General features: G+C 65.6%; 25 protein-coding genes. 15 read left to right on the top strand and 10 right to left on the bottom strand.

All coding sequences use genetic code 11. The annotated features are described in order from the left end of the window. Window positions 1-6: 6 nt before the first annotated feature. Window positions 7-639: a hypothetical protein gene (locus ACQP1G_RS06480; protein ID WP_433199378.1), complete on the bottom strand. Its 633-nt coding sequence runs from the start codon at window positions 637-639 to the stop codon at window positions 7-9. A gap of 298 nt (window positions 640-937) precedes the next feature. Here ACQP1G_RS06480 and ACQP1G_RS06475 point away from each other — a divergent pair, with 298 nt between their 5' ends. Further along, the gene (locus ACQP1G_RS06475; protein WP_433199375.1) at window positions 938-1,657 is read left to right on the top strand and encodes a DsbA family oxidoreductase; all 720 of its coding nucleotides are present in this window, start codon (window positions 938-940) and stop codon (window positions 1,655-1,657) included. 14 nt (window positions 1,658-1,671) lie between these two features. On the opposite strand, the gene ACQP1G_RS06470 is transcribed toward ACQP1G_RS06475, so the two are convergent. Continuing rightward, the gene (locus tag ACQP1G_RS06470; RefSeq protein ID WP_433199372.1) at window positions 1,672-1,836 is read right to left on the bottom strand and encodes a hypothetical protein; all 165 of its coding nucleotides are present in this window, start codon (window positions 1,834-1,836) and stop codon (window positions 1,672-1,674) included. Between the two features lie 89 nt (window positions 1,837-1,925). Between ACQP1G_RS06470 and ACQP1G_RS06465 the strand changes: the two genes are divergently transcribed. Continuing rightward, a complete protein-coding gene (locus ACQP1G_RS06465) occupies window positions 1,926-2,267 on the top strand; it encodes a hypothetical protein (RefSeq protein WP_433199369.1) in 342 nt (113 codons plus the stop codon). 11 nt (window positions 2,268-2,278) lie between these two features. On the opposite strand, the gene ACQP1G_RS06460 is transcribed toward ACQP1G_RS06465, so the two are convergent. Beyond that, window positions 2,279-3,613 carry an aspartate aminotransferase family protein gene (locus ACQP1G_RS06460; protein WP_433199366.1) on the bottom strand — a complete coding sequence of 445 codons (1,335 nt, stop codon included), beginning with the start codon at window positions 3,611-3,613 and terminating at the stop codon, window positions 2,279-2,281. A gap of 87 nt (window positions 3,614-3,700) precedes the next feature. On the opposite strand from ACQP1G_RS06460, the gene ACQP1G_RS06455 reads away from it, so the two are divergent. The 9 genes from ACQP1G_RS06455 (at window position 3,701) to ACQP1G_RS06415 (ending at window position 13,068) form a co-directional block, all read left to right on the top strand. After that, window positions 3,701-4,654 (top strand): LysR family transcriptional regulator, encoded by a 954-nt coding sequence (locus ACQP1G_RS06455; RefSeq protein ID WP_433199363.1) that lies wholly within the window; start codon window positions 3,701-3,703, stop codon window positions 4,652-4,654. A 619-nt stretch (window positions 4,655-5,273) separates the two neighbouring features. Then, window positions 5,274-7,901 (top strand): LuxR C-terminal-related transcriptional regulator, encoded by a 2,628-nt coding sequence (locus tag ACQP1G_RS06450; protein WP_433199361.1) that lies wholly within the window; start codon window positions 5,274-5,276, stop codon window positions 7,899-7,901. A 322-nt stretch (window positions 7,902-8,223) separates the two neighbouring features. Continuing rightward, window positions 8,224-8,628, top strand: coding sequence for a hypothetical protein (locus ACQP1G_RS06445; RefSeq protein ID WP_433199358.1), 405 nt, complete (start codon window positions 8,224-8,226; stop codon window positions 8,626-8,628). A 224-nt stretch (window positions 8,629-8,852) separates the two neighbouring features. After that, window positions 8,853-10,475 (top strand): acyl-CoA carboxylase subunit beta, encoded by a 1,623-nt coding sequence (locus ACQP1G_RS06440; RefSeq protein ID WP_433199355.1) that lies wholly within the window; start codon window positions 8,853-8,855, stop codon window positions 10,473-10,475. An 11-nt stretch (window positions 10,476-10,486) separates the two neighbouring features. After that, entirely contained in the window at window positions 10,487-10,672 is a 186-nt protein-coding gene (locus ACQP1G_RS06435) for an acyl-CoA carboxylase epsilon subunit (RefSeq protein WP_433199352.1), read from the top strand. A gap of 363 nt (window positions 10,673-11,035) precedes the next feature. After that, window positions 11,036-11,404, top strand: coding sequence for a hypothetical protein (locus tag ACQP1G_RS06430; protein ID WP_433199349.1), 369 nt, complete (start codon window positions 11,036-11,038; stop codon window positions 11,402-11,404). Beyond that, window positions 11,394-12,218, top strand: coding sequence for a hypothetical protein (locus ACQP1G_RS06425; RefSeq protein ID WP_433199346.1), 825 nt, complete (start codon window positions 11,394-11,396; stop codon window positions 12,216-12,218). The genes ACQP1G_RS06430 and ACQP1G_RS06425 overlap by 11 nt, the downstream gene beginning before the upstream one ends. Further along, a complete protein-coding gene (locus ACQP1G_RS06420) occupies window positions 12,215-12,700 on the top strand; it encodes a roadblock/LC7 domain-containing protein (protein ID WP_433199343.1) in 486 nt (161 codons plus the stop codon). Before ACQP1G_RS06425 ends, ACQP1G_RS06420 begins: the two co-directional genes overlap by 4 nt. Then, a complete protein-coding gene (locus ACQP1G_RS06415) occupies window positions 12,697-13,068 on the top strand; it encodes a hypothetical protein (RefSeq protein ID WP_433199340.1) in 372 nt (123 codons plus the stop codon). Before ACQP1G_RS06420 ends, ACQP1G_RS06415 begins: the two co-directional genes overlap by 4 nt. Before the next feature lie 186 nt (window positions 13,069-13,254). On the opposite strand, the gene ACQP1G_RS06410 is transcribed toward ACQP1G_RS06415, so the two are convergent. Beyond that, window positions 13,255-14,739, bottom strand: coding sequence for a long-chain-fatty-acid--CoA ligase (locus ACQP1G_RS06410; protein WP_433199337.1), 1,485 nt, complete (start codon window positions 14,737-14,739; stop codon window positions 13,255-13,257). Window positions 14,740-14,878: 139 nt separating this feature from the next. On the opposite strand from ACQP1G_RS06410, the gene ACQP1G_RS06405 reads away from it, so the two are divergent. Together ACQP1G_RS06405 and ACQP1G_RS06400 are read left to right on the top strand one after the other, a co-directional pair. Then, window positions 14,879-15,529, top strand: a complete 651-nt coding sequence (locus ACQP1G_RS06405) for a TetR/AcrR family transcriptional regulator (protein WP_433199334.1) — start codon at window positions 14,879-14,881, stop codon at window positions 15,527-15,529. 306 nt (window positions 15,530-15,835) lie between these two features. Continuing rightward, window positions 15,836-16,603: a hypothetical protein gene (locus ACQP1G_RS06400; protein ID WP_433199331.1), complete on the top strand. Its 768-nt coding sequence runs from the start codon at window positions 15,836-15,838 to the stop codon at window positions 16,601-16,603. Between the two features lie 21 nt (window positions 16,604-16,624). Here ACQP1G_RS06400 and ACQP1G_RS06395 read toward each other — a convergent pair whose 3' ends face one another. After that, complete coding sequence (locus ACQP1G_RS06395; RefSeq protein WP_433199328.1) at window positions 16,625-17,641, bottom strand: alpha/beta hydrolase; 1,017 nt, start codon at window positions 17,639-17,641, stop codon at window positions 16,625-16,627. A 483-nt stretch (window positions 17,642-18,124) separates the two neighbouring features. Between ACQP1G_RS06395 and ACQP1G_RS06390 the strand changes: the two genes are divergently transcribed. After that, window positions 18,125-19,165 (top strand): hypothetical protein, encoded by a 1,041-nt coding sequence (locus tag ACQP1G_RS06390; protein WP_433199326.1) that lies wholly within the window; start codon window positions 18,125-18,127, stop codon window positions 19,163-19,165. Window positions 19,166-19,204: 39 nt separating this feature from the next. Here the strand turns inward: ACQP1G_RS06390 and ACQP1G_RS06385 are convergent, their stop codons facing one another. Then, window positions 19,205-20,023 (bottom strand): SAM-dependent methyltransferase, encoded by an 819-nt coding sequence (locus ACQP1G_RS06385; protein WP_433199323.1) that lies wholly within the window; start codon window positions 20,021-20,023, stop codon window positions 19,205-19,207. A 239-nt stretch (window positions 20,024-20,262) separates the two neighbouring features. Next, complete coding sequence (locus ACQP1G_RS06380; RefSeq protein WP_433199320.1) at window positions 20,263-20,859, bottom strand: TetR/AcrR family transcriptional regulator; 597 nt, start codon at window positions 20,857-20,859, stop codon at window positions 20,263-20,265. A gap of 165 nt (window positions 20,860-21,024) precedes the next feature. On the opposite strand from ACQP1G_RS06380, the gene ACQP1G_RS06375 reads away from it, so the two are divergent. Further along, window positions 21,025-21,984 carry an alpha/beta hydrolase family protein gene (locus tag ACQP1G_RS06375; RefSeq protein WP_433199317.1) on the top strand — a complete coding sequence of 320 codons (960 nt, stop codon included), beginning with the start codon at window positions 21,025-21,027 and terminating at the stop codon, window positions 21,982-21,984. A 204-nt stretch (window positions 21,985-22,188) separates the two neighbouring features. Here the strand turns inward: ACQP1G_RS06375 and ACQP1G_RS06370 are convergent, their stop codons facing one another. The 3 genes from ACQP1G_RS06370 to ACQP1G_RS06360 are packed head-to-tail and all read right to left on the bottom strand — an operon-like array spanning window position 22,189 to window position 24,651. Next, window positions 22,189-23,397: an alpha/beta hydrolase family protein gene (locus ACQP1G_RS06370; protein ID WP_433199314.1), complete on the bottom strand. Its 1,209-nt coding sequence runs from the start codon at window positions 23,395-23,397 to the stop codon at window positions 22,189-22,191. After that, window positions 23,394-24,221, bottom strand: a complete 828-nt coding sequence (locus ACQP1G_RS06365) for an NmrA family NAD(P)-binding protein (protein ID WP_433199311.1) — start codon at window positions 24,219-24,221, stop codon at window positions 23,394-23,396. Before ACQP1G_RS06365 ends, ACQP1G_RS06370 begins: the two co-directional genes overlap by 4 nt. Continuing rightward, complete coding sequence (locus ACQP1G_RS06360) at window positions 24,214-24,651, bottom strand: nuclear transport factor 2 family protein (RefSeq protein WP_433199308.1); 438 nt, start codon at window positions 24,649-24,651, stop codon at window positions 24,214-24,216. The genes ACQP1G_RS06365 and ACQP1G_RS06360 overlap by 8 nt, the downstream gene beginning before the upstream one ends. Between the last annotated feature and the right edge of the window lie 60 nt (window positions 24,652-24,711).

Genomic DNA, 24,711 nt, shown 5'->3' with positions numbered 1-24,711 from the left:
ATTATGTCAGGTGGTGGTGTCGTGGTTCGAAGGTGCTCGCGAAAAGACAATGGGCATCCGCCACGACAGGCGGACCGGATCATCGGCCGCGCGACGCACGACCAGCCATTGGGCGATGGCCGCCATGGTCGAACCGAGGGAGGTCACCACGGCGAGATATCCCCAGTGGGTAAGACCAGCGGATGAGTAGTTGGAGGTACCGGTGCCCGGGATGACGAGTTTGCCTCTACCGGTAGCCCAGTTCAATATCTGTCCGAGGTGGCCGCCCAGGTCATAGGTACGACTGGTCATGGCCTTGAGTTCGGCGCCCTTGCCATTGAGGTAGATCAAACAGAGGATCACGAAAAGCGCGGCGCACGCCAGCGAAAATGTCGCAAGGCGGGCGAGAATCTCGGTGCGAAGGCGGATGTTCAGCACGATGGCGCAGAGCGCGATGATGATGGCGGCGCTGGCGAGGATGGCCCAAAGACCGGTGACCGGCGGGGTTTTGGGCTTCGCATGCGACCAGACGTTCAGGTAGTTCGTGGTTATTTCGAGCCGGCCGAAGGCGTTGGAGGCGACCTTGCCGTCGGGCCCATGTGCGGTGATCCACGACTGGAACAGCAGGATAAGAGTCGCCGTACTGCCGACCGCGGCCACTAGGTAGCCCCAATAACATCGGAGCGGTCCCAGCTGCGCCCGGAGCTCGGCCAGCTCCGCGGCACGGCCTTGCGTCGGTCTCGCCAGCGCGGTACCGCGTCGAGATCTGATGGCTCGGCGGGAGTTCGGCTGCTCCATGCACTCAGCGTAGGTGTCGAACAACGCCGAAACTCGGGGCGAACTCACCTCCAGTGGGAACGTCGGTCGGTAGCGACCGCCAGCCCGCCGCGCCGGTGACCCGGGAACAGATCCGGTAGCCGAGGTGTTGCCAACCCCGGGGGTTCGAACGAGAGCGAGGATGAACGTGCGGGTCGAGATCTGGACCGATATCAATTGCCCCTTCTGCTACCTGGGCAAGAAACGGTTCGAGCAGGCATTGACCGACTTCCCGCACCGCACCGACGTCGAGGTGGTACACCGCTCGTTCGAATTGGATCCGACCCTGCCCGCCGACGAATCGGGTCCGGTCATCGCGAAGATCGCCCGCAAGTACGGCATCAGCGAGGCGCAGGCGGCGGCCAATGAACGCGGCATCGGCGCGCAGGCCGCTGCGATCGGCCTGCCCTATCTGACCGAAGGCCGTGATTACGGCAACTCCTTCGATATGCACCGGCTACTGCACTTCGCGCTGGCCGAAGGAAAACAGGACGACCTGCTCGATGCCCTCTACCGGGCGAATTTCGCCGACGAGCAGTCGTTGTTCGCCGATCACGAGCGCCTGGTACGGATTGCCGTCGCGGCCGGGTTCGACGAGTCGCCGGTCCGCGCCGTACTCGCCGACCCGAATGCCTACGCCGATGCGGTGCGCGCCGACGAGCAGGAAGCGGCGCAACTCGGGGCGACCGGCGTTCCGTTCTTCGTCTTCGATCGCAAATACGGCGTCTCCGGTGCCCAGCCGTCCGAGGTGTTCGCCCAAGCACTGGACAGGGCGTGGGCCGATCGCGAACCCGCTATTCAGACCATCGGCGGGGCCGATGTCTGCGGTCCGGACGGATGTGCGTTGCCCGCGCACAATTGAGTTGCGGGACAGTCCTATTCACTCGGTTCGTCGGTGGGCGAGGGCGCGACAGGGCCCAGGCGCACGACACCCGCGTCCAGATCGATCTCGACGCGCGGTCGATGCGTCTGACCATCGCTGTCCTCGCTCCCCTCGTCGGTCAGTTTCTGACCCGGGAACAGTTCACCGATAACGCCCACGCCTCCACGATAGTCCGCGCCATGATCGTGGCAACCGCTCCCATCGCGGGCAACGGACAGCCGATACCGCGCCACCTACACTGGGCCGCATGCCAGTGCAACGGATGCTCGCCCTGTCCGCGTTCGCCCTGCTCACGCCGCTCGCAGCGGCGGCGTGCTCATCCCAGGGGCCCGGCTATAAGTCCGAGTGCCAGGTCAGCGGTTGTACGGTCAGCTTCACCCGCGGCGTGAACGCCAAGGCCAGTGTGCTCGGCATCGATGCCGAACTCGTTGCGGTGAACGGCAATACGGTCACCCTGAAGGTGGGCGGCCAGGAGGTCAGCGTCCCGGTCGGGCAGACCCAACCCGCCGGCGGACTCAGCGCGACGGTGCAGGAGATCACCGATGACAAGGTCGTGGTCCGGCTCACCACCGGCATCAACGGCAACTGATCTGCAGCGGATCACCGCCGAGTGACGGCGTCGCCGATGGCCTGGTCGAGGATGGACAGGCCGAGGGCGAGTTCGTCTTCGGTGGCGGTCAGCGGTGGGGCGATGCGGAAGACGCCGCCCATGCCCGGGAGCTGGACGATGTTCATATGCAGGCCGAGCTCCAAGCAGCGGCGGGTGACCAGCGCCCCGAGTTCGTCGGAGCCCTCTTTGGTTTCACGATCGAGGACGAGCTCCAGCCCGACGAGTAGGCCGCGGCCCCTGATATCGCCGACGACGCTGTGCCGCTGGCCGATTCGCTCGAGACCACGGCGCAGGAAGGCACCGAGCGCGGCGGCACGTTCGTCGAGGCCGTCGCGGGTGAGCACATCCAGCACGGTATTGCCGACCGCGGCGACCAGCGGATCCGATACGTGGGTGGTGAAGAACAGGAAGCCACGCTCGTGTGCCCGCTGCTCGATCTCGGCGCTGGTGATCACCGCCGCGAGCGGCAGCCCCGCGCCGAGCGTCTTGGACAGGGTGAGGATGTCGGGCACGACACCGTCGCGCTCGAAGGCGTACCAGGATCCGGTACGGCACAGGCCGGTCTGCGCCTCGTCGAGGATCAGCAGCATGCCGCGTTCGCGGCATTTGTCCCGCAACGCGGCCACGTAGCCGGGCGGCGGTTCGACGACGCCGCCGGAGCTGAGGATCGGCTCGACCAGGCAGGCGGCAAGGCTGCCGACCGACTGGGCATCGATCAGATCGAAGGCGAAATCGAGTTGGCGACGCCAGTCGAGTTCGCCCTCGGCCGTGGTGAAGTCGGGGCGATAGGAGTTGGGTACCGGGATGGCGAAGTTGCCCGGCGCGGCGGGACCGTACCCCTTGCGGCCCGCGCTGTAGGTGGCACTCGCGGCAGCCTGGGTCATACCGTGCCAGGAGCGGGCGAACGAGACGATCTCATGTTTTCCGGTGACCAGCTTGGCCATTCGGATCGCGGCCTCATTCGACTCGGCCCCGGTGGTCAGCAGCAGGACCTTTTCCAGCGGTTCGGGCAAGGTTTCGGCCAAGCGGCGGGCGAGGTCGACGACCGGGCGGCTCAGCATGCCGCTGAACAGATGGTCCAACTCGCCGATCTGACGGCCGACGGTGGCGACGATATCCGGATGTCCGTGTCCGAGAATCGCACTCATCTGCCCGGAGGTGAAATCCAATATCTCCCTGCCACTTTCGGTGTACAGGAAGCTTCCGGCGGCGCGGGCGATGATCTCGCGGGTGAATTCGCCGGCGCCCGCATAGCGCACGAGATGCCGGTCGGCGTCGGCCCAGAAGTCGGCGGTGGACAGTGATGCGGAGGTGGGAGCAGCCATGTCATCGACGGTAAGGGCGATCCGAGCGTCAGGTCCATCTCACAATTCCGGCTGTGCTGTTCGGCTGAACCGCACAACAATGGAGGCATGCTGAACCCTTGGCGGCTGCGGCTGCTCAGCCAGCTCGACTCTCTCGGCACCGTCCGCGCGGTCGCGCAGGCGGCCAACCTCAGCCCGTCCAGCGTGTCACAACAGCTCGCCGTACTCGAGGCCGAAACCCGCACCCAACTGCTGGAACGCACCGGCCGCCGGGTCCGGCTCACCCCGGCCGGATTGATGCTGGCCCGCCGCGCCAGAGCGATCCTCGATCAAATGGACAGCGTGGAGGCCGAACTGCGCAGCCTCGGTGACGAGCCGGTCGGACAGGTCCGGCTCGGCGCATTCCAGAGCGCCATCCACTCGCTGTGCGTGCCCGCGGTGACGCGGCTGGCGCATACGCATCCGCACCTCGAAGTCGAACTGGTCGAACTGGAACCGCACGAGAGCATGCCGGCGCTGCGGGTCGGCGATGCCGACATCATCATCACGACAACCGATTTCGTCGAACATCCGCTGGGCCCGGATGTCGATATCGTGCCGCTCGCCACCGACCCGATCGTGCTCGTGCTGCCACCCGGGGGGACCGCCCGCGGACCCGCCGACCTCGCCGCCTACGCCGATGAGCCGTGGGCCTTCGATATGCCGAAGTCCTATATGGCGAATCTGGCGACTCGGCTCTGCCGCGAATCCGGTTTCGAGCCACGCGTGATCTGCCGCTTCAGCAACTACATGATGACGCTGCAACATGTCGAAGCCGGACTCTCGGTCGCTCTGCTCCCCGGCTTGGCCGTCGACCCGCGCTATCGCGTGACGACCCGGGAGCTCGCTACCCCCGTCACCCGCACGATTGCCGCCGTCATCCGTCGCGGTGCGCCCCCGCGCGCCGCTGTCAACCTGGTTCTCGACGCCCTGCGCCGGTTCCGCGACCTCCCCGTCACCGACCCGCGTCTCGGCGATAGTCGCCATCTCCTCGCTCCGGCACCGCGATCGCACACCGGGTGACGATCGAATGCGCCTATCGCGGGCGGAGCGTCTCCGGGCCCCTGTCTAGGTACCCGCTATAGGTAGATCCGTAGGTATCTGCCGATGCGTGACGCCGCCCTTAATCACCGAGCATTGCTGATCGTCAGGTTGTGGGGTCATTGCCGGAAGGATCGATGCCATGGCAGTGACCATCGCCGTGACGCGCGCTCGGGGCAATGGCCGGCCACCGAATGCGAGATATCCGATCCACGCCACCTCGGGTCGGGCTGCCCGGCCAGCGAACACGACTGGAAATGACATGTCGATGAACGGGATCGGATCCTGGCACTGGGACCTGTGCCATATTCGAGTTCGGTTCGTGTGTCCGCCGTTGGAGTTGCACTTCCAAGACATTCGCGCGGTGGCCGACCGGTTCGCTGCTGCCGCCCATAAGGTCGGTGCGGCCGTCACGATCGACTACGACCTCAGCGACAGTTGGCCGCCCCTGCCATGTCGCAGACTATGGGCGTGAACCATCACCAACACGCTCGAGCCCGATCATCGGGCGGTGTGTCAGCCTGATCGCTGATACCCGGTCCGCGGCGATCTGCGGCGATCGGGCGACTAGCAGCGTGTTCGGGCGACTACGCTCAGTACTATGTCGGCGACGCGCCGAAGACACGCCGGGGATCTGATGGCGGCAACGGGTGATTTCGTTGGTCGTGGTCCGCAGCTGGACAAGATCAGTACCTTGCTGCTGGGTTCGGCTCGGCTGGTCACGTTGATCGGCTCGGGCGGGATCGGCAAAACACGACTCGCGACCGAGGTCCTTCGCCGATTCGGCAAGGCGGGGCCCACGCCGGTGTATTGGGTACGGCTGGCGCGGCTGGCCAATGGCTCGGATGCGTCCGCGGTCATGGACGAGGCCGCACAATCGGTCGTCGGTGCCGACTTCTCCGGAAGGTCGGGGTGGGATGCCCTGGTCGATGCGTTGACCAGGACCGACGCGGTGGGACGAAACCTGCAGACGGTGCTGGTGATGGACAATTGCGAGCATGTCCTCGCGGGCGCCGGACAGTTGATCGCGGAGTTGCTGGAGGCGGTGCCGGGATTGACCATCCTGGCGACCAGCTGTGAGGCGATCGGGTGGGTCGACGAACATGTCGTCGTGGTTCCCCCGCTGACACAGCAGCAAGCTCTGACGCTGTTCCGGCAGCGCGCCGTACTCACCGATCATCCGATCATCGACACCGACACCCACGCCGATCAGACTGCGATGGCCGGCCTGATTTGTCGTCATGTGCACAACCATCCCCTGTACATCCGCTTGGCGGCTGCGCGGCTGTCACGGCAGCCGCTGGCTATGGTCCTTTCCGAACTCAGCGGTGAGGCGACCGACAAACGGATGCGATGGTCGCATGGGCCTCGGGTGGGGGCCGAGCCGCGGCATCAGGGTGTTCGCGATGTCATCGCCTGGTCCTACGACCTGTGCCGGGACGAGAAGCAGCTGCTGCTGAACCGAATGTCGGTCTTCGCGGCGGGTTACGACACCAACCCCGAGGACGACATCACCTCGGCCCGGAATGTCGGTGCCGACCTGGAGGCCATCGAAGTGGTCTGCGCAGACGATCCGGCACCCGGACGTGACCGTGTAGACGGCGAGACGGTGGTGAGCGTGGCAACCGAGGATGTCGAGGGCTTACTCGAGAGTCTCGCCGACAAGTCGCTGGTAACCCGGCACATCACGCCGACCGCGGTGCGGTACTCCCTACTGGAAAGCATTCGAGTGTTCGCCCAGCAACGGCTGGAAGAACGCTCGACCGACGAGGTGGACGAACCGGCGCGGCTCGCACAGCGACACCTCCGCTACTATCGGGACAAAGTCGTTGCGGCGCAGCTCAATTGGTTCAGTTTCGCGGAGCCGGATCTGCTGGACTGGGCGCGCGCGGCGTGGGACAACATTGTGACCGCGATCGAGACGAGCCTCACCTCCGGCATGCCGGCACTCGGTCTGGAAATCTCCACAGGTCTGATCGCCCTGCCCATCTACAAAGGTTCACCCCGAGAAATACGCCGATGGACCGAACGCACGCTGCAGGCCACCCGCACGCTGACTCCGGAACCGGACGAACTCCAAATCGCGGCGATGGCCCTGATCGGGTGGCTCGCCTTGCTCCAGGGCAGAAACGACGACGCCGAACGGATGCTCGAGGAGTGCGTCGCCGCCTGCATCGATGACCCGAAGATCCGACAGAATTGGCGGCAGGCCCCGGAAGCCGACATCGGCCTGCCCGCCCCTGTCGAAGTCTTGTGGGGGGTGGAACTGATGGCGGCCCACCGAGACCCGAGCGCTATCACCGTATTGGCACGCGCCCGCGAAAAGTTCCATGCCCTGGGCGATCACGGTGGCGAGTCGAGGAGCGAGTGGCACGAGGCATTGGCGGCGAGCTTCCTCGGATCGGCTCAGCAGGCCCTGGAGATCAACCGACGTGACCTCGATCACGCCACCGCGTCCGGAGACAGGTGGGCGATCTCCTGGGCAGAGATGGCGTGGGCGATCGCGTTGACCAAACACGGTGATCCCATCGAGGCATTGGCCCTCGGGCGCGCAACAATGGCACGCCAGGAAGCCGCGGGCGACCACTGGGGCGCGGCGTTGGCTGTGTTCATCCGGATATGGTCATTGGCACAGGCCATTACGAATTCGATCGCGGCCGGCAGCACCGACCAGGCCGAACTCGAGGCATTGGCGACCGAAACCACTCAACTCGCTGGAGGGGCCAAAGCGCTGCGAGCAGGGCCGGGTGTCTATTTCGGCGATCTGGGGGTCTACGCCGATGAAACGAAAAAGGCGATCGATGTCGCCCGCCGCGTGTTGGGGCCCGAGGCGTTCGCCGCCGCTTACCGGCAGGGCTCCCTGCTGCGTCCCGACCTGCGCGAGGTGCAGCGCTTGGCGCTGGGCACGCTGTCCATGGACAGGCTGGCGATGGACCATCCCGCCCGCAAGCACACCCCATCACGCTGGGGCGAGCTGTCGGCAGCCGAGCAGCAGGTCGCGACCCTGGCTGCTGCGGGATGGACGAACAGCGCGATCGCGGCACGTCGAGGCAATTCCGGCAGAACCGTCGACGCGCAGATGGCCGCGATCTTCCAGAAACTGACAATCAGTTCACGAGAAGACATCATCGAACTCGTTCCCAGAGATCAGATCGATGAGGTCCGGAAGGAAGCAGCGAGGCGGCCACGCCGAACCGCACAACGATCACGTACGCCGCGGCCACGGTGACCTATCGCGCATTCGATTCGAATCCCCTTCCAGCTTCGACCAGGATCGCCTCGTTTTGGTTCCGTGATTCCGATTGACCGGCGGGCTCTCGTATTCGACTGTCGCGAACCGGTCGGCGGCGGAGACTCGTTCGTATCGGTGGACAGTCAACACCCTGGGCCGTGACGCGTGCGCCCGCTGAACGCACTGTCTATGCCGATGAGCGTGCACATCTGGTCCATCAGGACCCTTACGATGATTCGACAGACTTCAATTTCATCGGAGAGCAGGGTGCTTCGTGGACTACCAGCGGTTATTCGATGAGGTTGGCAAGAGGCCGGGCATGTATGGCCTCGATGGCTCCTTTGGGCAGTTCGTTGCTTTCCTCAGTGGCGTTGACGCTGGGAACGACTGGCAACTACTCACCGGTTTCCGGGAGTGGCTGGTCGTCAGACTCGGCGACGGGGACAACCTCGTCTGGTCTGGCCTGGTCCTGCATCTCGCCTTTCCGGACCAGCAGTCGGGTCGGCGGGACTTGCTAGCCAATCCTGAGGACAATCGGGTCGCCGTGGACAAGCTGTTGGAACTGCTCGACGAGTTCCTCACCCGACGCACCGGACATCGCGAACTGGTGCGCGTCTTCGACGAGTATCTGACCTGGCTCGAGGCAACTTCTACGAACTCGTCGCCGACGCACAGCGCGACCGCATCCTCATCCCCGGCGACGTCCGCGAGATCGCCGCGCTGATCTGGGCCATACTGCACGGCCGAGTCCACCGCACCCTCGCCGAACATTTGCACGAGCCGCGGACGGTCGAGGGCGCGATGGTCATGCCCCGCCTGATCGTGCTCGCGCTGGCGAGACCGGCTCCGCACTGAGTTTTGATCTCAGTGCGATCGGTGTACGAAAACGTTTCGAGGCCGGATCGCGATCATCTATGCAGAAGCCGCACAAAAAGGCGAGAGCAATTGATGATCAGCGAACCACCGAACGCCGCCGACGCACCGGACGCCGACCCTGTCGCCGACCGCGCACCGAGCATCAATTCGATGCGCGCTCACGTGGCCGAACTCGTCGAGCGCAAACGTGCCGCCGCGGCCGGACCCGATCCGGCGGCGACCGAGCGCCAGCACGCGCGCGGTAAGCAGACCGCCCATGAGCGGATCGAGGCCCTGTTCGATCCGGGTTCCTTCGTCGAAATCGAGGGCCTGCGCACGCACCAGGCCACCGGCTTCGGCATGGACCGCAAACACCCACCCGGTGACGGCGTGGTCACCGGATGGGGCACCGTCGAGGGTCGCCGAGTCTTCGCGTACGCGCACGACTTCCGGATCTTCGGCGGATCACTCGGCGAGGCGCACGCACACAAGATCCACAAGGTGATGGATCTGGCCGTCGCCGCGGGCGCGCCGCTGGTCAGCCTCAATGACGGTGCGGGCGCACGCATCCAGGAGGGCGTGACCGCCCTGGCCGGATACGGCGGTATCTTCCGGCGCAATACCCGCGCGTCCGGGGTCATCCCGCAGATCAGCGTGATGCTCGGACCGTGCGCGGGCGGCGCGGCCTACAGTCCGGCGCTGACCGATTTCGTCTTCATGGTGCGCGGCAGCGCCCAGATGTTCATCACCGGACCCGAGGTGGTGACCGCGGTGACCGGTGAGAACATCAGCATGGAAGGCCTCGGCGGCGCCGATGTGCACGCGCAGACCTCCGGGGTGGCGCATTTCCTGTACGACGACGAGGCGAGCTGCCTGCACGACGTGCGGTTCCTGCTGTCGCTGCTGCCGTCGAACAATCACGAACAGCCACCGGTGATCGCCAGTACGGATCCGGCCGACCGGCGCAGCGAATCGCTCTACGACCTGGTGCCGACCGACAGTAACCGCCCCTACGACATGCGCGCGGTGATCGAGGAAATCGTCGACGACGGCGTGCTGTTCGAAGTGAACGAGCACTGGGCGGCCAATATCGTGTGCGCGCTGGCGCGTTTGAACGGACGGGTGGTCGGGATCGTCGCCAACCAGCCCAGCGTCCTGGCCGGTGTACTCGATATCGAAGCATCGGAGAAGGCGGCCAGGTTCGTCCAGCTGTGCGATGCGTTCAATATCCCGATCGTCACGCTGGTGGACGTGCCCGGCTTCCTGCCAGGGGTGGCACAGGAACACGAGGGCATCATCCGGCACGGCGCGAAACTGTTGTACGCGTACTGCAATGCCACCGTCGCGCGGATCTCGGTGGTGCTGCGCAAGGCCTACGGCGGCGCCTACATCGTCATGGACTCCCGCTCGATCGGCGCCGACCTCGCACTGGCCTGGCCGACCAACGAGATCGCGGTCATGGGCGCCGAGGGGGCGGCGAATGTCATCTTCCGGCGCGAGATCGCCGCCGCCGACGATCCCGACGCCGCCCGCCTGCAGAAGATCAAGGAATACCGCACCGAACTGATCCACCCGTACTACGCGGCCGAGCGCGGTCTCGTCGACGACGTCATCGACCCCGCCGACACTCGCCCCGCCCTGATCGCCGCACTGGCCATGCTCACCACCAAGCACGCCGATCTCCCGATGCGCAAGCACGGCAATCCACCCCAATAGGAGTAGCGCCGATGACCACCTTCCTGAAAGTCGAGCGCGGCAACCCGACCGACGAAGAACTCGCCGCCCTCACCGCCGTCCTGCTGGCCGTCCTCGCCGAAGCCGCCCCCGCCACTGAGCCCCGCCCGGCATCGGTGCACTGGCTACGCCCCGAACGCCGCCCCGCCTTCGTGGTCCCGCACAGCTGGGCCGCGTAGTCGGCCGAAGGTTCGCCACACAATAGCTCTGCTGGATATACCCGTTTGCTGAGTCGAATACCGAATCAGGCGAACGCCGTGCTCGTCGCCATCCGGCATCGAAAGCTGTTAATACCGAATGGTATTCGTTGGTCGAGTACCCAAAGGCTCCGATTCCGAATGATATTCAGGTTGGATGACGTGTTCGATACCGAAAGGTATTGATACCGAGGGGTATTCTTAGCGGCGTATCCGGGGAAAATGTGTCGCTCGCCGAAAATCCCGCGTAATTCACCTTCCATCACTCGCCCACAGTGTGTAGCGTCTGGACCGCTGGAATCCCCGAACGACAGGCCGGGCGCGGTGATCGGTATCGACGACTGCTTGAAACGCATCATGGACATTCCCGGTGCGCGCAGCGTGACACTGGTGGACGGCGCAAGCGGTCTGGCGATCGCCGCGGCGGGCCAACACGACCTCGTCGACCAACACGAGGACGCCGCGACCACCACCGACGTGGTCCGCACAGTGCTCGGCTGCCCGGCCCTGGCGACCGGCCGCGACGACGACCTCACCGAGATCATCGCCTGCGGCACCCGCGGCTATCACCTATTGAATCTGGTGAACGGCGACTTCGACGGTCGGCTTTTCGTGCACGTGCTATTCGACGACGACACCGGAAATCTGGCCATCGCGAGATTCCGGCTCCGCGCAATTCTCGCCGAATTGGCCGAGGGCGCACATGGGCGTTGACGTCGCGACCGAACTGCGGCGACTGGAAAAGGAAAGAAGCACGGGAGTGCTGTGCGCGGGCGATGGCGCATTTCACCTCGCGGACGGCGCGATAACTGCCGCGGACTGTCTGCGCACAGCCAATCTGGACCTGCTCGCCGTCGCGGCGGGAGTGGCGACCGCGGAGGAATTGCGACGGGCCGCGGCCGGAGATCCGCGCAGTGTGCTGGCCCGGCCGCGGCTGGAAACCCTGGCGTTGCTGTCGGTCTTCGACGCCGCCTACTTCCTGCTCGCCACGCCCGTCGTTCCCGAATTCCGACCGGCACCGCCACATTGGTTGACCCCGGTCTGCCACATCCCGCCCCGAGTACTCCTGCACGAATGCGCGCGGCGGGGTGATCCGGAAGCCGAACCATGGCCTGCGGAACTGGTCGACCGCGCACCCGTCGTGCCGGTGCGCCGCGTCCGGCGGCGGCGCGTCACGCTCACCGGCGGCCAGACCGAGGTGCTCGCCGCCGCCGATGGCCGACGCAGCATTGCCGGAATCGCCCGCGACCTCGGCCGCACCAGTTATGGCGCGCTGGTGGCGGTGCGGGAGCTGACCACGGCGGGACTGATCGAGGCACCCGACCAGGTGCCCGTCGCGACCGTGTGGTCCGAACTGGTACCGACCGTGCCGACCGCCGTCGCGGTCACCGAGCCGCGGCAGTTCCTGCCGCGCCGGGTCCGGCAGCCGGTAGCGGTCCCGGCCCCGACTCCGGACCCGGACAACTGGAAGCCCGTTGACCGCGATCTGCTCATCCGTCTCCATGCGGCGTTGGAGGAGCTTGCGTGACCGCGCGGAAGAAACTGCTCGGCGAACTGAGGGGAAGGTTGACGAAGGTGGCGATGACCGGGCCCGAACCGAATGCGGTGGTGCTGGCGGAGCTGAAGGGGCTACGCGATCGTCTCCCTCGCGTGACCGGCTCGCTGGTCGCCTCCAGCGACGGCCTGCTCGTCGCGCACGATCTGCCACCGGATATCGAGCCGACCAGGATGGCCGCGCTGGCGTCGGCCCAACTGTCGCTGTCGTACCAGCTGTCCGCGACCGCGCACGGCGGCGGATTCCATGAGGTCGTGGTGCACGGCGCGAGCGGGCACGTGGTGATCTACGCCGCGGGCTGGTCCTCGCTGATGGTGCTCGCCGGACCCGAGGTGAACGTCGGCCGCCTCCATCTGGAGTCGCGCCCGGTGGCCCGTGCCATCGCCGATCACCTGACGGCAACCGACTCCAGCAAAGACCGGACCCAGAAAACCGATCGAAAGGAACGAATATGACGAATATGGATCTGGCGCTGAAGGACATGATGGGGATAGACGGCGCGATCGGCGCTGCCGTCGTCGACTACAGCAGCGGCATGGCACTCGGGATGCTCGGCAGTTCCAAGACCCTGGACCTGCAGATTGCCGCGGCGGGTAATACCGAGGTGGTGCGCGCCAAGCTGCGGACCATCGAGCAACTCCAGCTCGAGGACGATATCGAGGATGTGCTCATCACGCTGAGCGGTCAATACCACATCATTCGCCCGATGACCGGCCGAAAGTCCAAGGGCCTGTTCCTCTACATCGCCCTGGACCGCGGCCGGGCGAACCTCGCGCTGGCACGGCACCGGCTCAAGGGCATCGAAGAGGATCTCGAAGTATGACGTTGCCGCGCAACACCTTTCGCAGTCGGGTGGCGCGGCATCGGCCGCGCCGCCCCGAGTGAAGCGTTGCGGGCTGAAGCTTTCCGCCGTCACCGATCATCCGGGCATTGCAGGCGCATGCCAGATCCGGCGCGGAATCCGGGGCGAGTGCGTGCCGTCCACGCCCCTTCCTGCGTGGACAGCACCTCAGATGAACTGCTTCCTGAGCTCTCGCTTGAGGACCTTGTGGCTGGGACCGAGTGGAAGTTCGGTGACGAACTCGACGCGCCGCGGATACTTGTGCTTCGCCAAATGCGTACGCCCGTAAGCGATCACGTCGGCGGCGGTCACCGTCCCTGCGGGCACGACGACCGCGCAGATCTCTTCGCCGTAGGTCTCGTCCGGCAGACCGATGACCGCGACCGCGGCGATAGCCGGGTGCCGCAGGAGCGCCTCTTCGACCTCGGTCGGGTACACATTGAACCCGCCGCGGATGATCATGTCCTTGATCCGATCGACGATCGTCAGGTACCCGTCGGCATCCTTGACACCCAGGTCGCCGGTGCGGAACCAGCCGTCGACCACCGCAGCGGCCGTGACCTCCGGCTTACCGAGATACCCGTTGAAGACATTGTGGCCGCGGATGACCACCTCGCCGAGTTCACCGGTGGGCAACAGCGCGATCCGGGCGGACTCGGACGGATCGGTGATCTCCACCTCGACACCCCAGACCGAATGTCCCACGGTTCCCGGCCGCACACCGAAATCGGGTTGGTTCACCGCCGCCGTCGGCGAGGTCTCCGACAGCCCGTAACCTTCCAGGACCGGCGCACCGAAGACCTCTTCGAACGCCTCGAGCACCGGCCGCGGCAGCGATGCGCCACCAGAGATGCACAGCCGCAGCCGCGGCGGGTCCGGCAACTCGCGAGCCGCGGCGATCAGACCGACATACATCGTCGGCACACCGTGAAAGGTATTGACGCCCTTGGCATTCATCAGCCGAATGGCTTCGACCGCATCGAATCGGGGCAGCAGCACCAGGGTGGCGCCGGCACGCCAGGTGGCGTTCATCGAGACCGTCTGACCGTAGACGTGGAACAGCGGCAGTGCGCCGAGCGCCACATCGTCGCTACGTACGTCGTTGGCGTCGAACGCATTCACCGTCGCGTTCATCACCATATTCAGGTGACTGAGCTCGGCGCCCTTGGGCACACCGGTCGTCCCACTCGTGTAGAACACCACAGCCGGGTCCTCGGGCCGCCGCGCCACGAAGGTCGCAAGGGGTTGTGCGGTAAGGGAATTCGGATCGATACAAGGTATCTCCACCGCCCCGGCAGCCGTCCCACCCACTTCCGCGAACCACGGATGGCATACCAGCAGCCGAGCATCGCTGTCGCGCAGCACATGTTCGGCCTCACCCGCCGTCAGCAGCAGATGCACCGGGACCACCACCGCGCCGGCGGCGAGAATCGCGTAGTAGGCCGCCGGAAAGTCGGCGGTGTTGGGGCACATCAGCGCCACTCGGTCGCCGGGCCGCACACCGAACTCGATCAGCGCGGCGGCCTGGCCCCGCGCCTGTTCCCACAGCTCGGCGAAGGTGATCCGCTGTGCGCCCTCGATCAGCGCGATCCGGCCCGGTCGCCTTCTCGCTTGTTCGGCCAGAATGCTCGCAAGAGACAGCGTCGCATTCATAACGCCTGCCCGGTGGATCTCGTCATCGCTCTCCAAAAACTAGCAGCGCAAGTTTCGATCCAACCGTAAGGCACCGAAACTAACAGCGCAAGTTTTTTCCGGCTGCTGCAAGAATGCGAGCACCGAGAGGAGGCGATACATGGCGCGACCCCGCCGACCACTGCTCAGCCACGAGCGCATCGTCGAGACCGCACTGGCCCTTGTCGACGCGGAAGGACTGGCTGCCGTTTCGACCCGCCGCCTCGCCGCCGAACTCGGCGTACAGGGACCGTCGCTGTACAACCACGTCGGCACCAAGGACGAACTCATCGACGCGCTGGTCGATTCCGTACTCGGCGAGGTGGACACGTCGATGTTCGGCGAACTGACGGCCGACAATCCGGACTGGCGGTCGGCATTGCGACGCTGGGCCCAGTCCTATCGGATCGCGGTCGCCGCGCATCCGAACATCGTCCCGGCACTGGCGAGTGGACCCGGCCACCGCCGCAACGCGCTGCGCATGGCCGATGCCGTCTTCGGCGGTCTGGTGGCGGCGAACTGGCCGCGCCGGGAGGCGACAACCGTTGGCACGCTTATGCGCTACTTCCTCACCGGCTCCTCCCTCGGTTCCTTCGCCGCGGGCTTCCCCGCCGACGCCGAGGTCTACGGCGACGAATACCCACACCTGAACGAAGCTCACCTACTCGCCGACCGGCAACAGCGAATCGATCAGGTCGCATTCGAGGTCGGCCTCGAATCATTACTGGACGGACTCGAGAGCCGATACCAGTTACTACTGAGTAGTCAGTAGCTCGATTCCATTGCCGGAGTTGTTGATCGGGTCACAACCGCGGCGCCGATGCCACTCGCACTGCCGCCGCACCGGCTCGGCTGCCGCGGCGGTACACCTGCCACGAAAACACCTATGAGAGAGCGGAATTCACCGTCACCATCCGGGTGAGCAACGCTCGGACCACGGCTTTCGACGCCGCCGTAACACCGAAGTCTGTGCATGGGATCACGTTGCCCCTACGGAGCGAAGCGGCCTAACGTAACTTCCTGTTAACAGGACGATGTCGTCCTGACCAATTCCTTTTATTCGGTCCCGCAGGAGGACATGCCCCGCAGTGCCCGCTTCCTCGATCAGGAAGTGGCGCAGCAGGTGTGGTTAGAAATGGCATACGCAACGCCTTGGCAAGTCAATGAAGTTCAGCTCGGCCGGTCCGAGAACAGTGGCTATCGCATTCGCGAACTGACCGCGCAACGTTTCGATCTACGATCCGACTGGGGCTACCTGTGTGCAGCGGGCCTGAGTCTGCTCACGTTCCTACTACTGTTCCAGCCCTGGGTTTCGGCAACCGGACCCAACGGCACGGTCAGCGCCAATGCCTTCGGCCGAATCGACGGCTTCACCAGCAGCAGTTGGCAATCGGGCGGTCAGGACACAGTGAGCATCAGCGGCGGATGGGCCGTTCTGATCACCATGGCAGTGGTCGGCACGGTCTTCTCGGTCGTGCTGTATTTCCGGGTGCGCAGCCAGACGCTGTCGCGCCTGGTCATGGGTACCAGTGGCGTGACCGCTCTCTTCGTGCTCATCGCCCTGCTGTATCTCAACAGCAAGGCGCCGGAGCTGCGCGGACTCACCGAATCCGCATCGCATGCCGGACTCTTCAGCTGGCTCTTCGGCAATGACATGGCCTCGAACCTCGGGGCGGGTGAGCACCGAATCGCCAGTGCCGGTCTCGACCTCGGCGCCACGCTCAGTGCCATCTCCGCATTCGGCGCCGCACTGGCCGCCGCCGCCATGGGACTGCGCAAACAGCCGATCGCCATACTGCGCACGACCGCGACGCCGCACCCGTATCGCGCGAAGATCGCTGCGTGACAACCCGCCTCAGGCGGAACGTCACTTGATGGTCGTGTTCACCCAGTCGACGACGGCCTGCTGATACGCAGCGGTATTCGGTGCGAGATTCACCGAATGTCCGCTGCCCGGCAGTACGAAGGTGTGCAGTTTCGCGGCGGGGGCGAAGTACGGTGCCTCCGCCGCCTGCAGGGTGGGGGCGTCCCGGCAGATCGAATACGCGGGGCCACAGGACAATCGGTCCATGCTGCCGTTGGCGATCATGACGGGCGCCTTGATGAAGGCGGACATCCCCGGCAGCGTGGAGGTCAGGCCATCCGGGTATTCGCTGAGCGAGAAGACCTCCTTGGTCTGCTCGTCCAACTCGACCACCTTCGGGTCGGCGTCCGGGCCGAAGAAGTCCTTGGCCCGGGTACCGGGCCGGGTCGTGAGATAGCCCGAATCCATTCCGCGACCGGCGAATACGGGATCGTTGACCGCCTGGTAGTAGGTGGCGATAACGCCGAGTACCTCGGGGATATTGAGGGTGTGCGAGTAGCCGGTGAGCAGTACACCGTCGACGTCGTTGTGCGCGGTTGCCTCGATGACGGAGGTTCCCGAGGTCAGCGAGTGACCAACCGTCACGACCTTGCCGAAGGGTTGCGCACCAGCGAAACCGTGCCGCAGCGACTGGACGATCTCGTGCAGGGCGTCCGCGGTGGCGGTGGCGGTCAGTGTCATGGCCGGGGGGTGGGTGCTGTGGCCGTTACCGAGCCGGTCCATCGTCAGCGTCGCGAAACCGGCCCTGTTCATTGCCCGGCGGAAGCTGTAGGTCTCCGGTTGGTAGGCGAAGTCCCAGTAGCCAGCGTTGTAATTGGAGCCCGACATCAACACCATGACGACATCGGTCGGTTGTTGCGGCAGACACAGCGTCCCGGCCAGATTCCCCTGCGGCACCGGGAAGGTAACCGCCTGGCAACCACCCGACGCCGCGGTGTCGTCGGCATCGGCTACCCCCGGCGCGAGACAGAGCAACGCTGTGGCCGCGAATGCGATAATGGACCGAACCGAGCTTCGCACGGGACGCGCTCCCTTTGGTGATGTATGAGAATCGGCAGTCTGACATCCTGATCAGCCGTTCAGTTGGCAGGCTATAGCGCGAGTTCGCCGCCGCGCAAGAATTGCTGCACGCGTCATGTAAATCGACGTCCGGTCCCCGATTCCGTTGCGGCACTGATCGGAATCTCGCTGGCGACCCGAATCCGACTGCACAGCAGGTCAATACGTACGCGATCGCTCCCTCAGTCGCGCTCACGCGGTATGAGCTGGGCGAAGTCGTCCGGATCGACCGATCCCGCCACCACCCCCAGGGCCTGCGTCGAGTGGCAAGCACCCAAACTGGGCCATAGTTGCAAATTGCGCCACATTCTGGCGAATCACGACACCGCACAAGATGATTCGTCATGGCAACATGGCCCGCTCCGACCTCGACGGCACATCCGACACAGCGGACATGCCGGGCGTTGGACCGGATGCGGGAAGGTTGCGTTATACAATCCGGACATGGTCGCGCGTGGTGTGCACTTTGTTGGTAGTTTCCCGGCCGAGAGCACGGATGATGCGATGCGGGCGATGCTGGAAGGGGCGGGCTCGCGGCTGCGTACGCTGCCGACCGGCGAGACGAGCCGCTACGAGTTCTACATCCAGCCGATCATCGCGGATCTGGTATCCCAGGGTGCGCTGGAGGTACGCAAGCCCGGCAGCTGGGGCACCAGCCAGGAACGCACCCTGCACCGCGTCACCCGTGGCGCCGAACTCACCGGCGGCATGATGGATCTCGGCTACCTTCGCGAGACCCAAGAGGCGCTGCCGGTCTTCCAGAAACTGCGCGAGGCACGCGATCTGCCCGGCCTCTCGTTGCAGATGGGCATGCCGACCGATTTCACCCTGACGTTCATCGCCCTTGGCCCATCCGGCCTGCGATCACATAAGCAGGCGTTCACCGACGCCTCCGTGCGCGATATCGCGGCGATCCGCGACCTGGTCGGCGACGACGTCGTCATCCAGTTGGAGGCGACCGCCGAATTGGTGCTGCTATCGAAAATGCAACCGGCACACCGGCAGGTGGAGGCGGCACTCGGACTGGGCCGTGGCATCGCCGCGCTCGCCGCCGCAGCACCGGCGGACACCCGATTCGGGGTGCACCTGTGCCTCGGCAGCATGAACAACAAGTCACGCGCCAAGATGCGTGATACCCGGCCGCTGGTGGATCTGGCCAATTCCATTGCGCGGCACTGGCCCTCGGGCCGCGTCTTGGAGTACGTACACGGACCGCTGGCGGCGGGTGATGTGCCGCCGTCGACGCTGCCGGAATTCTATGCGCCGCTGAAGGACCTGCGGCTGGGTGACGGCACCGCCTTCTATGCCGGCCTGGTACACGACACCCCGACCGAGGCGGAGCAGGTGCAGACGCTGCATATGGTCGAGAGCGCGCTCGGTCGACCCGTCGACGGGGTCGCGAGTGCCTGCGGGCTCGGCCGCAGACCACGGGAGATCGCCGACGCGATGGTGGCGCGCGCCGATGCCATCGCCGCGGCGCAGTGAACGGGCCGCCCGAATACTGTTGCGGCCCGGCGTTCTCGGCTAGTTCTTGCGGCCGACGCCGCCGATGAGCACCAGCCCGGTTTTCGGCGTTGCACCGTCGAGCCAGTCTTGCACGGGCACCAGGCCGGGCTCGAGCATTTCGAAACCGTCGAAGTACTTGGCCACCTCGGTGCGAGTTCGGAAGAGGACCTGGGCCGTGCTACCTGCGGCCTGAGCGGTCGACTGCGCGATGAACTCCGGATCGCTTTCATCGGACCCGTGGGTGAAGATGAAGTAGCTGCCCGGCGCCAGCGTCTCGTGGAAACGCGCGATGATCTCGGCCGGATGTTCCTCGTCCATGATGTAGTGCAGCACGCCGACCAGCACAATCGCGACCGGCTGTGAGAAATCGATCTGCGCCTCGGTGCGCGCTCGCTCGATGATGTCATCCGGACGGCGTACATCGGCCAGCATCGGAGTCACCCCGGGCAGACGGGACAGCAGCGCGTTGTTATGCGCGAACACGACCGCGTCGTAGTCGACGGCCACCACCTTCGACGACGCATCGATCCGCTGGACCGTCTCGTGCAGGCTTGGTGAGGCCGGGATCCCGGCACCGATATCGATGAACTGGCGCACGCCCGCCTCGGCCGCTATCTCGGCGCCGCGGAGCATGAATTTGCGGACCAGCCAGGCCAGCGTCTTGGTATCCGGCGCTATCTGCAACATGCGGCGGGCCAGCATCTGGTCCACCTCATAATTGTCCTTACCACCCAGCAGGTAGTTGTACACCCGGGCCGAGTTCGGCTTCGAAGGGTCGACGCCCGCCGGTACTCGCTCGACGTCCGACACCGCACCTCCCTGGATATCCTCGATCATCGTAACAAGCCTTCCCTGCCATCCGGCGGAAATACGCTGGCGATATGGGATGTCCCCCGCCCCGACCTCGATCGACCGGTGCAAGAAACGCGAATCCGTAAATGATAGCGCTACAACGGCATTCGTCGATCTCACCGCTACTTTTTCCGTGCGATGCGCGGCACCGCCACCAGCATCGAGCACGATCGCGGGCAACTTGCCCGATCATGGTTTTCTCCCGCATTCCGCCGCAGCCGGTATCACGTAGTCGTCGGTCGCTGTAGTCCCCGCAGCAGTAGTTCGACCAAACGGCGGGGGTCATAGCGCGGGTCGCTGCCGCGTCCGATGCAGAGGTTGCCGATGCCGCGCATCAGTTCGTAGGCGTGCGTACCGGGCTCGATTTCGCCAGCGCCGACTGCGGCGTCTAGCAACTGGGCGCAGACGGGCACCAGGCGGTCGAGGAAGTAGGTGTGTAGGGCGTCGAAGCCGCTGCTGTCCGATTGCAGCGCGTTAGCGAGCCCGTGCTTCGTGACCAGGAAGTCAACGAAGAGGTCGACCCACTGACGCAGTGCCGCAAGCGGAGAGTCGGCACTACCCAGCAGGCTCGGACCGGCCTCGGCGCATGCCTCGACCTGGTGGCGGTAGACAGCGACAACGAGATCCGCCCGAGTCGGGAAGTGGCGGTAGATCGTTCCCATCCCGACGCCCGCTCTGGCCGCGATCTCCCGGATCGGCGCATCGACGCCGGAGGTGACGAACACCGCCGCGGCGGCAGCAAGCAGCGTCTGCTGGTTGCGCAGCGCGTCGGCCCGCTTGCTTCGGGCTGGCACCTCCCCGGACTGGCCTGCAGTGGGCACCACGCTCTCCTTCCATGGCCGTTGACAAAGCGGAACACCGCTCCGTATATTAATCGGAGCAACGCTCCGCTTCAGCTTAATCGAAGCCGAACCCACCTGACCGCCGCACCAGCCGCCCAGCCGAACGAGACCGGCACCAGAGGCCATTGAAGGGAAATACGCATCATGAGTGAATCGACTTACCCAGCCGACACCTTCACCTCGCCGACTCCGGTCCTGTCGGTCGGTCCGGTAGTGCTGTCGACTCCGGACCGAGCCGTGGACCTGCAGGTGCGAGTGTCCGCACCCGTGACCGGGAACGAACTGCCGGTCATCCTCCTCTCGCACGGTCAGGGCTACTCGAACAACCTCTCCTCGCTGAACGGCTACGCCCCCCTCGCCAACTTCTGGGCGGCACACGGATTCGTCGTGATCCAGCCCACACATCTGAGTTCGACAACACTGAGCCTGGCTCCCGATACTCCCGAGGCACCGCTGTACTGGCGATCACGGGCCGAAGACATGTCGCACATCCTCGACCGGCTCGACGCGATCGAGGCCGCCGTCCCGCAGCTCCTCGGGCGTCTGGACCGAAGCAAGGTCGCCGTCGCCGGGCACTCGATGGGCGGGCACACCGCGAGCCTGCTGCTGGGCGCCCGGCTCATCGATCCGCACGACGGAACGGAAGTGGACCTGGCCGAGCCCCGGATCAAGGCGGGGGTACTGCTCGCCGCCCCCGGCCGCGGCGGCGACGCCCTCACCGAGTCCGTCGCCGAGAACTATCCCTTCTTCTCGACCACAGACTTCTCCCAGATGACAACGCCCACACTCGTGGTCGCGGGTGATAAGGACTCCTCTACCCACCTCACGGTTCGGGGCCCGGACTGGCACACCGATCCGTATTTCCTCGCGCCCGGCCCCAAGTCGCTGCTCACCCTGTTCGACGCAGAGCATGGGCTCGGCGGGGTCTCCGGATATGACGTCGCCGAGACCACGGACGAGAACCCCGAGCGAGTGTCCGCAGTCCAGCGGCTCACCTGCGCCTACCTCCGCAGCGAGCTCTACCCCGGGGAACCCGCTTGGCAGGCAGCGCGCGACGCGCTGACCGCCGACCCCAACCCGATGGGGCGGGTCGAATCCAAGTAGGCCAAAGATGCACCGTCTCTGGCGGTGGCCCGATCGAGCATGCTCAGAACGGGCCGTACCCGCCGCGACGTCGAGGACCTACGCCACGCCGAACTGGCCCCACCGATTCAGCTCGATCGCTGTTGTCTCACGTACTGCGTTCGAGACCACGAGGCGTTCAGAACCGAAAGCGCGAGGCGAGTGCCGAGCAGCGGCGGCGCCAGATCACACCGTGCGGTCGAGCCAGTCGAAGATGCGGGCGACGGCCAAGCGTTGGGCGCCGCTGTGGCAGTGTGCGGCGGCGCCCTCCTCGTCGGTGAAGGTCAGCAAGGTTCTGGGTGCGGTGAGGTGGCGGTACAGGCGGCGCGGTTCGGAGTCCTCCGCCGAATTCCCAGCGAAGTACAGGTCGTCGGCCGCCTCGCAGACCAGTACCGGGCAGGTGATCCGCTCGGCTACTCCGTCCATCAGGTGATACGCCGAATAGGCAGCGAGGAATTCGCGGTCGGTCGCGACGCCCATCACGTATCTGCCGTGGTCGCAGGCCCAGCGCAGGGTGGGGTGTGCGGTGCGGGCGGCGGCGATGATGCGGTCCAGTTCCTGATCTTCCTCGGCGGCGGCGCGGCGGGCGAGTTCGTCGCGGTCGATCGACAGGTACGGGGTGAGTGCCGTTGCCGCGTCGTAGACGCCGTCGACCGCGACCACCGCCGCCAGCCGTGGCTCGAACGCGGCGGCGCGGGGTGCGAGCATGCCGCCGAGGCTCACCCCGAGCAGCGCGATCCGGGTCGGATCGATTTCGGGATCGGCGGTGAGGTAGTCCACCACCGGGCCGACGACGCGCTCCCAGTCCGCCCGGAACGGCAGCTTGTCATGATGGATCGCGCTCGGCTGTCCCGGCCCGTCGAAGGTGAGCACGTCGTAGCCGCGTTCCTGGCCGCCGGGCGCGCCGAAGAAATGCAGTTCCTCCGCGGAGCCGTCGAATCCGTTGTGCATGATCAGCGCCGGTTTCGGACCCGGCCCGGGCGCTCGATAGCGGTAACCGCGCAGAACTGTTCCCTCGTAGGGGATTTCGACCGGTTCGATCCCGTCGAAGTGGGCGATGGCGGCATGGAAACACTCGACGGCGCGCCCGCGGGCGTAGTCGATGCGCGGGTCCTTCGGGTTGCCGTGCAGGAAGAACTCGGCGCAGCGGTAATAGGTGGACGCCCGCAGAAATCCGTCGCGCGCGCTGATCGGCCGCGCCACAGCGGCTTCCGCACTGAGCCGCTCGGCGGTGGCGAGCCAGGCGTCGTACCAGCTGTCGTAGTCGCCGGAATCGATTCGGGCGGCGGTCGCCACAACCTCACCGAAATCGGCGCCGCCGTAACTCGCGTGTCCGAGCAAGCGCGCCGTCTCGAACCAGAACTGGATGTCGTCGTGGAACAGCAACTGCTTCACCGTATTTCCGCCTTCACGAAGTCGCGGAAGGACCGTGGGCTGCGGCCGGTGACGGTTTCGACGGTGTCGGTCACGCGGTCTTCGGCGCCCACACGGATGTCGTCGTCTAGACCGGCGAGCATGGCGGCGAAGTCCGCGGGGATGCCGTATTCGATGTGTCGGACGGTGATCTCGGCGACCGACATCGCCCGATGGGTGACCGGACGCCCGATATGTTCGGTGATGATGGCGGCCGCATCGGCGTAGCTGAGCGCATCGGGTCCGGTCAGGATGTGCTCGGTGTTGTGCGCGACCGCATCGATGAGCGCATGCCCGGCGACGGCGGCAATATCGTCCGCGTCGATGAACGCCACTTTTCCTTCCCCGGTGGCAGTGACGATTTCGCCGCCGTGCATGCCTAGGGCTGCCGCGTGCTGGCCGGTGAAGTTCTGCATGAACCAGGACGGGCGCAGCACCGCCCATTCCGACATGGTCGAGCGGACCAGGTCGTACAGCGCACCGAATCCCGCTGGCCCGGACGGCACGGCGGAGGAGCCGAGCAGCACCACCCGCTGAACTCCTTCACGCACCGCTACTTTCAGGAAGGGCTCGACCAGCGGCGCCGACTCGTGGACGCCGATCGGGGCGACCAGATACACCGCCGACACCCCACGCAGCGCGGCTACGTGAGTTGCCGAGTCAGCCCAATCGAATCGGACCTGCGCACGGTCGTCGTCCCCTGGTGTGCGCGTCGCGAGCCGGATCGGCACATCGCGCTCGCGCAGGAAACCCGCGACTCGGCGACCGGTGGTCCCGGTCGCACCGATGACGAGCACCTCACTCATGGCTACCGCCATGAAACGCGCTCGACAGCTGCTCGGCGCCGCCGAGCAACTCGGCTGCGGCCGCCGGATTCCAGTAGTCGCGGTAATGCCGGATTTCGCTGTCGTGCACGGTGATCACGGCGATGTAGCGCATGCGGTACGACTTGCCCGAGGCGACAACGATTCCGGCGGCCTCGAATTCGGCGATCACCACATTCGGGTCGACGCTCTGATGCACTGTCCGAGAGGTGATCTCACGCATATCCACGATCGACGGGTAGTCGCGCATATAGTCCGCTATCGCATCACGGCCGTCCAGCCGAGTCGGGTAGCCCGGCGGCGCGAACGGGAATTCCAGCACCCCGTCCGTCGCCCACAGACCGGCGAAACCGGCCATATCCTTCGCGAGCAGCAGGGTCAGCGCATGGTCGACGAGTTCACGAGGGGTCATCGGGTCTCCTAACATTAGGACGGTACGGTTCCGTCCCGTCCTAATGTACGCCGGACGATA

This window comes from Nocardia sp. CA-107356 (assembly GCF_050946365.1).
In the GTDB taxonomy this organism is placed as follows: Bacteria; Actinomycetota; Actinomycetes; order Mycobacteriales; family Mycobacteriaceae; genus Nocardia.
This window is presented reverse-complemented; position numbering and strand designations above follow the sequence as displayed.

What these genes read in the sequence shown, in the direction of transcription:
- ACQP1G_RS06475 (WP_433199375.1), top strand. Translation starts at nt 938, where the DNA reads ATGAACGTGCGGGTCGAGATCTGGACCGATATCAATTGCCCCTTCTGC.
- ACQP1G_RS06465 (WP_433199369.1), top strand. Translation starts at nt 1,926, where the DNA reads ATGCCAGTGCAACGGATGCTCGCCCTGTCCGCGTTCGCCCTGCTCACG.
- ACQP1G_RS06460 (WP_433199366.1), bottom strand. Translation starts at nt 3,613, where the DNA reads ATGGCTGCTCCCACCTCCGCATCACTGTCCACCGCCGACTTCTGGGCC.
- ACQP1G_RS06455 (WP_433199363.1), top strand. Translation starts at nt 3,701, where the DNA reads ATGCTGAACCCTTGGCGGCTGCGGCTGCTCAGCCAGCTCGACTCTCTC.
- ACQP1G_RS06450 (WP_433199361.1), top strand. Translation starts at nt 5,274, where the DNA reads ATGTCGGCGACGCGCCGAAGACACGCCGGGGATCTGATGGCGGCAACG.
- ACQP1G_RS06445 (WP_433199358.1), top strand. Translation starts at nt 8,224, where the DNA reads ATGTATGGCCTCGATGGCTCCTTTGGGCAGTTCGTTGCTTTCCTCAGT.
- ACQP1G_RS06440 (WP_433199355.1), top strand. Translation starts at nt 8,853, where the DNA reads ATGATCAGCGAACCACCGAACGCCGCCGACGCACCGGACGCCGACCCT.
- ACQP1G_RS06435 (WP_433199352.1), top strand. Translation starts at nt 10,487, where the DNA reads ATGACCACCTTCCTGAAAGTCGAGCGCGGCAACCCGACCGACGAAGAA.
- ACQP1G_RS06425 (WP_433199346.1), top strand. Translation starts at nt 11,394, where the DNA reads ATGGGCGTTGACGTCGCGACCGAACTGCGGCGACTGGAAAAGGAAAGA.
- ACQP1G_RS06415 (WP_433199340.1), top strand. Translation starts at nt 12,697, where the DNA reads ATGACGAATATGGATCTGGCGCTGAAGGACATGATGGGGATAGACGGC.
- ACQP1G_RS06410 (WP_433199337.1), bottom strand. Translation starts at nt 14,739, where the DNA reads ATGAATGCGACGCTGTCTCTTGCGAGCATTCTGGCCGAACAAGCGAGA.
- ACQP1G_RS06405 (WP_433199334.1), top strand. Translation starts at nt 14,879, where the DNA reads ATGGCGCGACCCCGCCGACCACTGCTCAGCCACGAGCGCATCGTCGAG.
- ACQP1G_RS06400 (WP_433199331.1), top strand. Translation starts at nt 15,836, where the DNA reads ATGCCCCGCAGTGCCCGCTTCCTCGATCAGGAAGTGGCGCAGCAGGTG.
- ACQP1G_RS06390 (WP_433199326.1), top strand. Translation starts at nt 18,125, where the DNA reads ATGGTCGCGCGTGGTGTGCACTTTGTTGGTAGTTTCCCGGCCGAGAGC.
- ACQP1G_RS06385 (WP_433199323.1), bottom strand. Translation starts at nt 20,023, where the DNA reads ATGATCGAGGATATCCAGGGAGGTGCGGTGTCGGACGTCGAGCGAGTA.
- ACQP1G_RS06375 (WP_433199317.1), top strand. Translation starts at nt 21,025, where the DNA reads ATGAGTGAATCGACTTACCCAGCCGACACCTTCACCTCGCCGACTCCG.
- ACQP1G_RS06365 (WP_433199311.1), bottom strand. Translation starts at nt 24,221, where the DNA reads ATGAGTGAGGTGCTCGTCATCGGTGCGACCGGGACCACCGGTCGCCGA.
- ACQP1G_RS06360 (WP_433199308.1), bottom strand. Translation starts at nt 24,651, where the DNA reads ATGACCCCTCGTGAACTCGTCGACCATGCGCTGACCCTGCTGCTCGCG.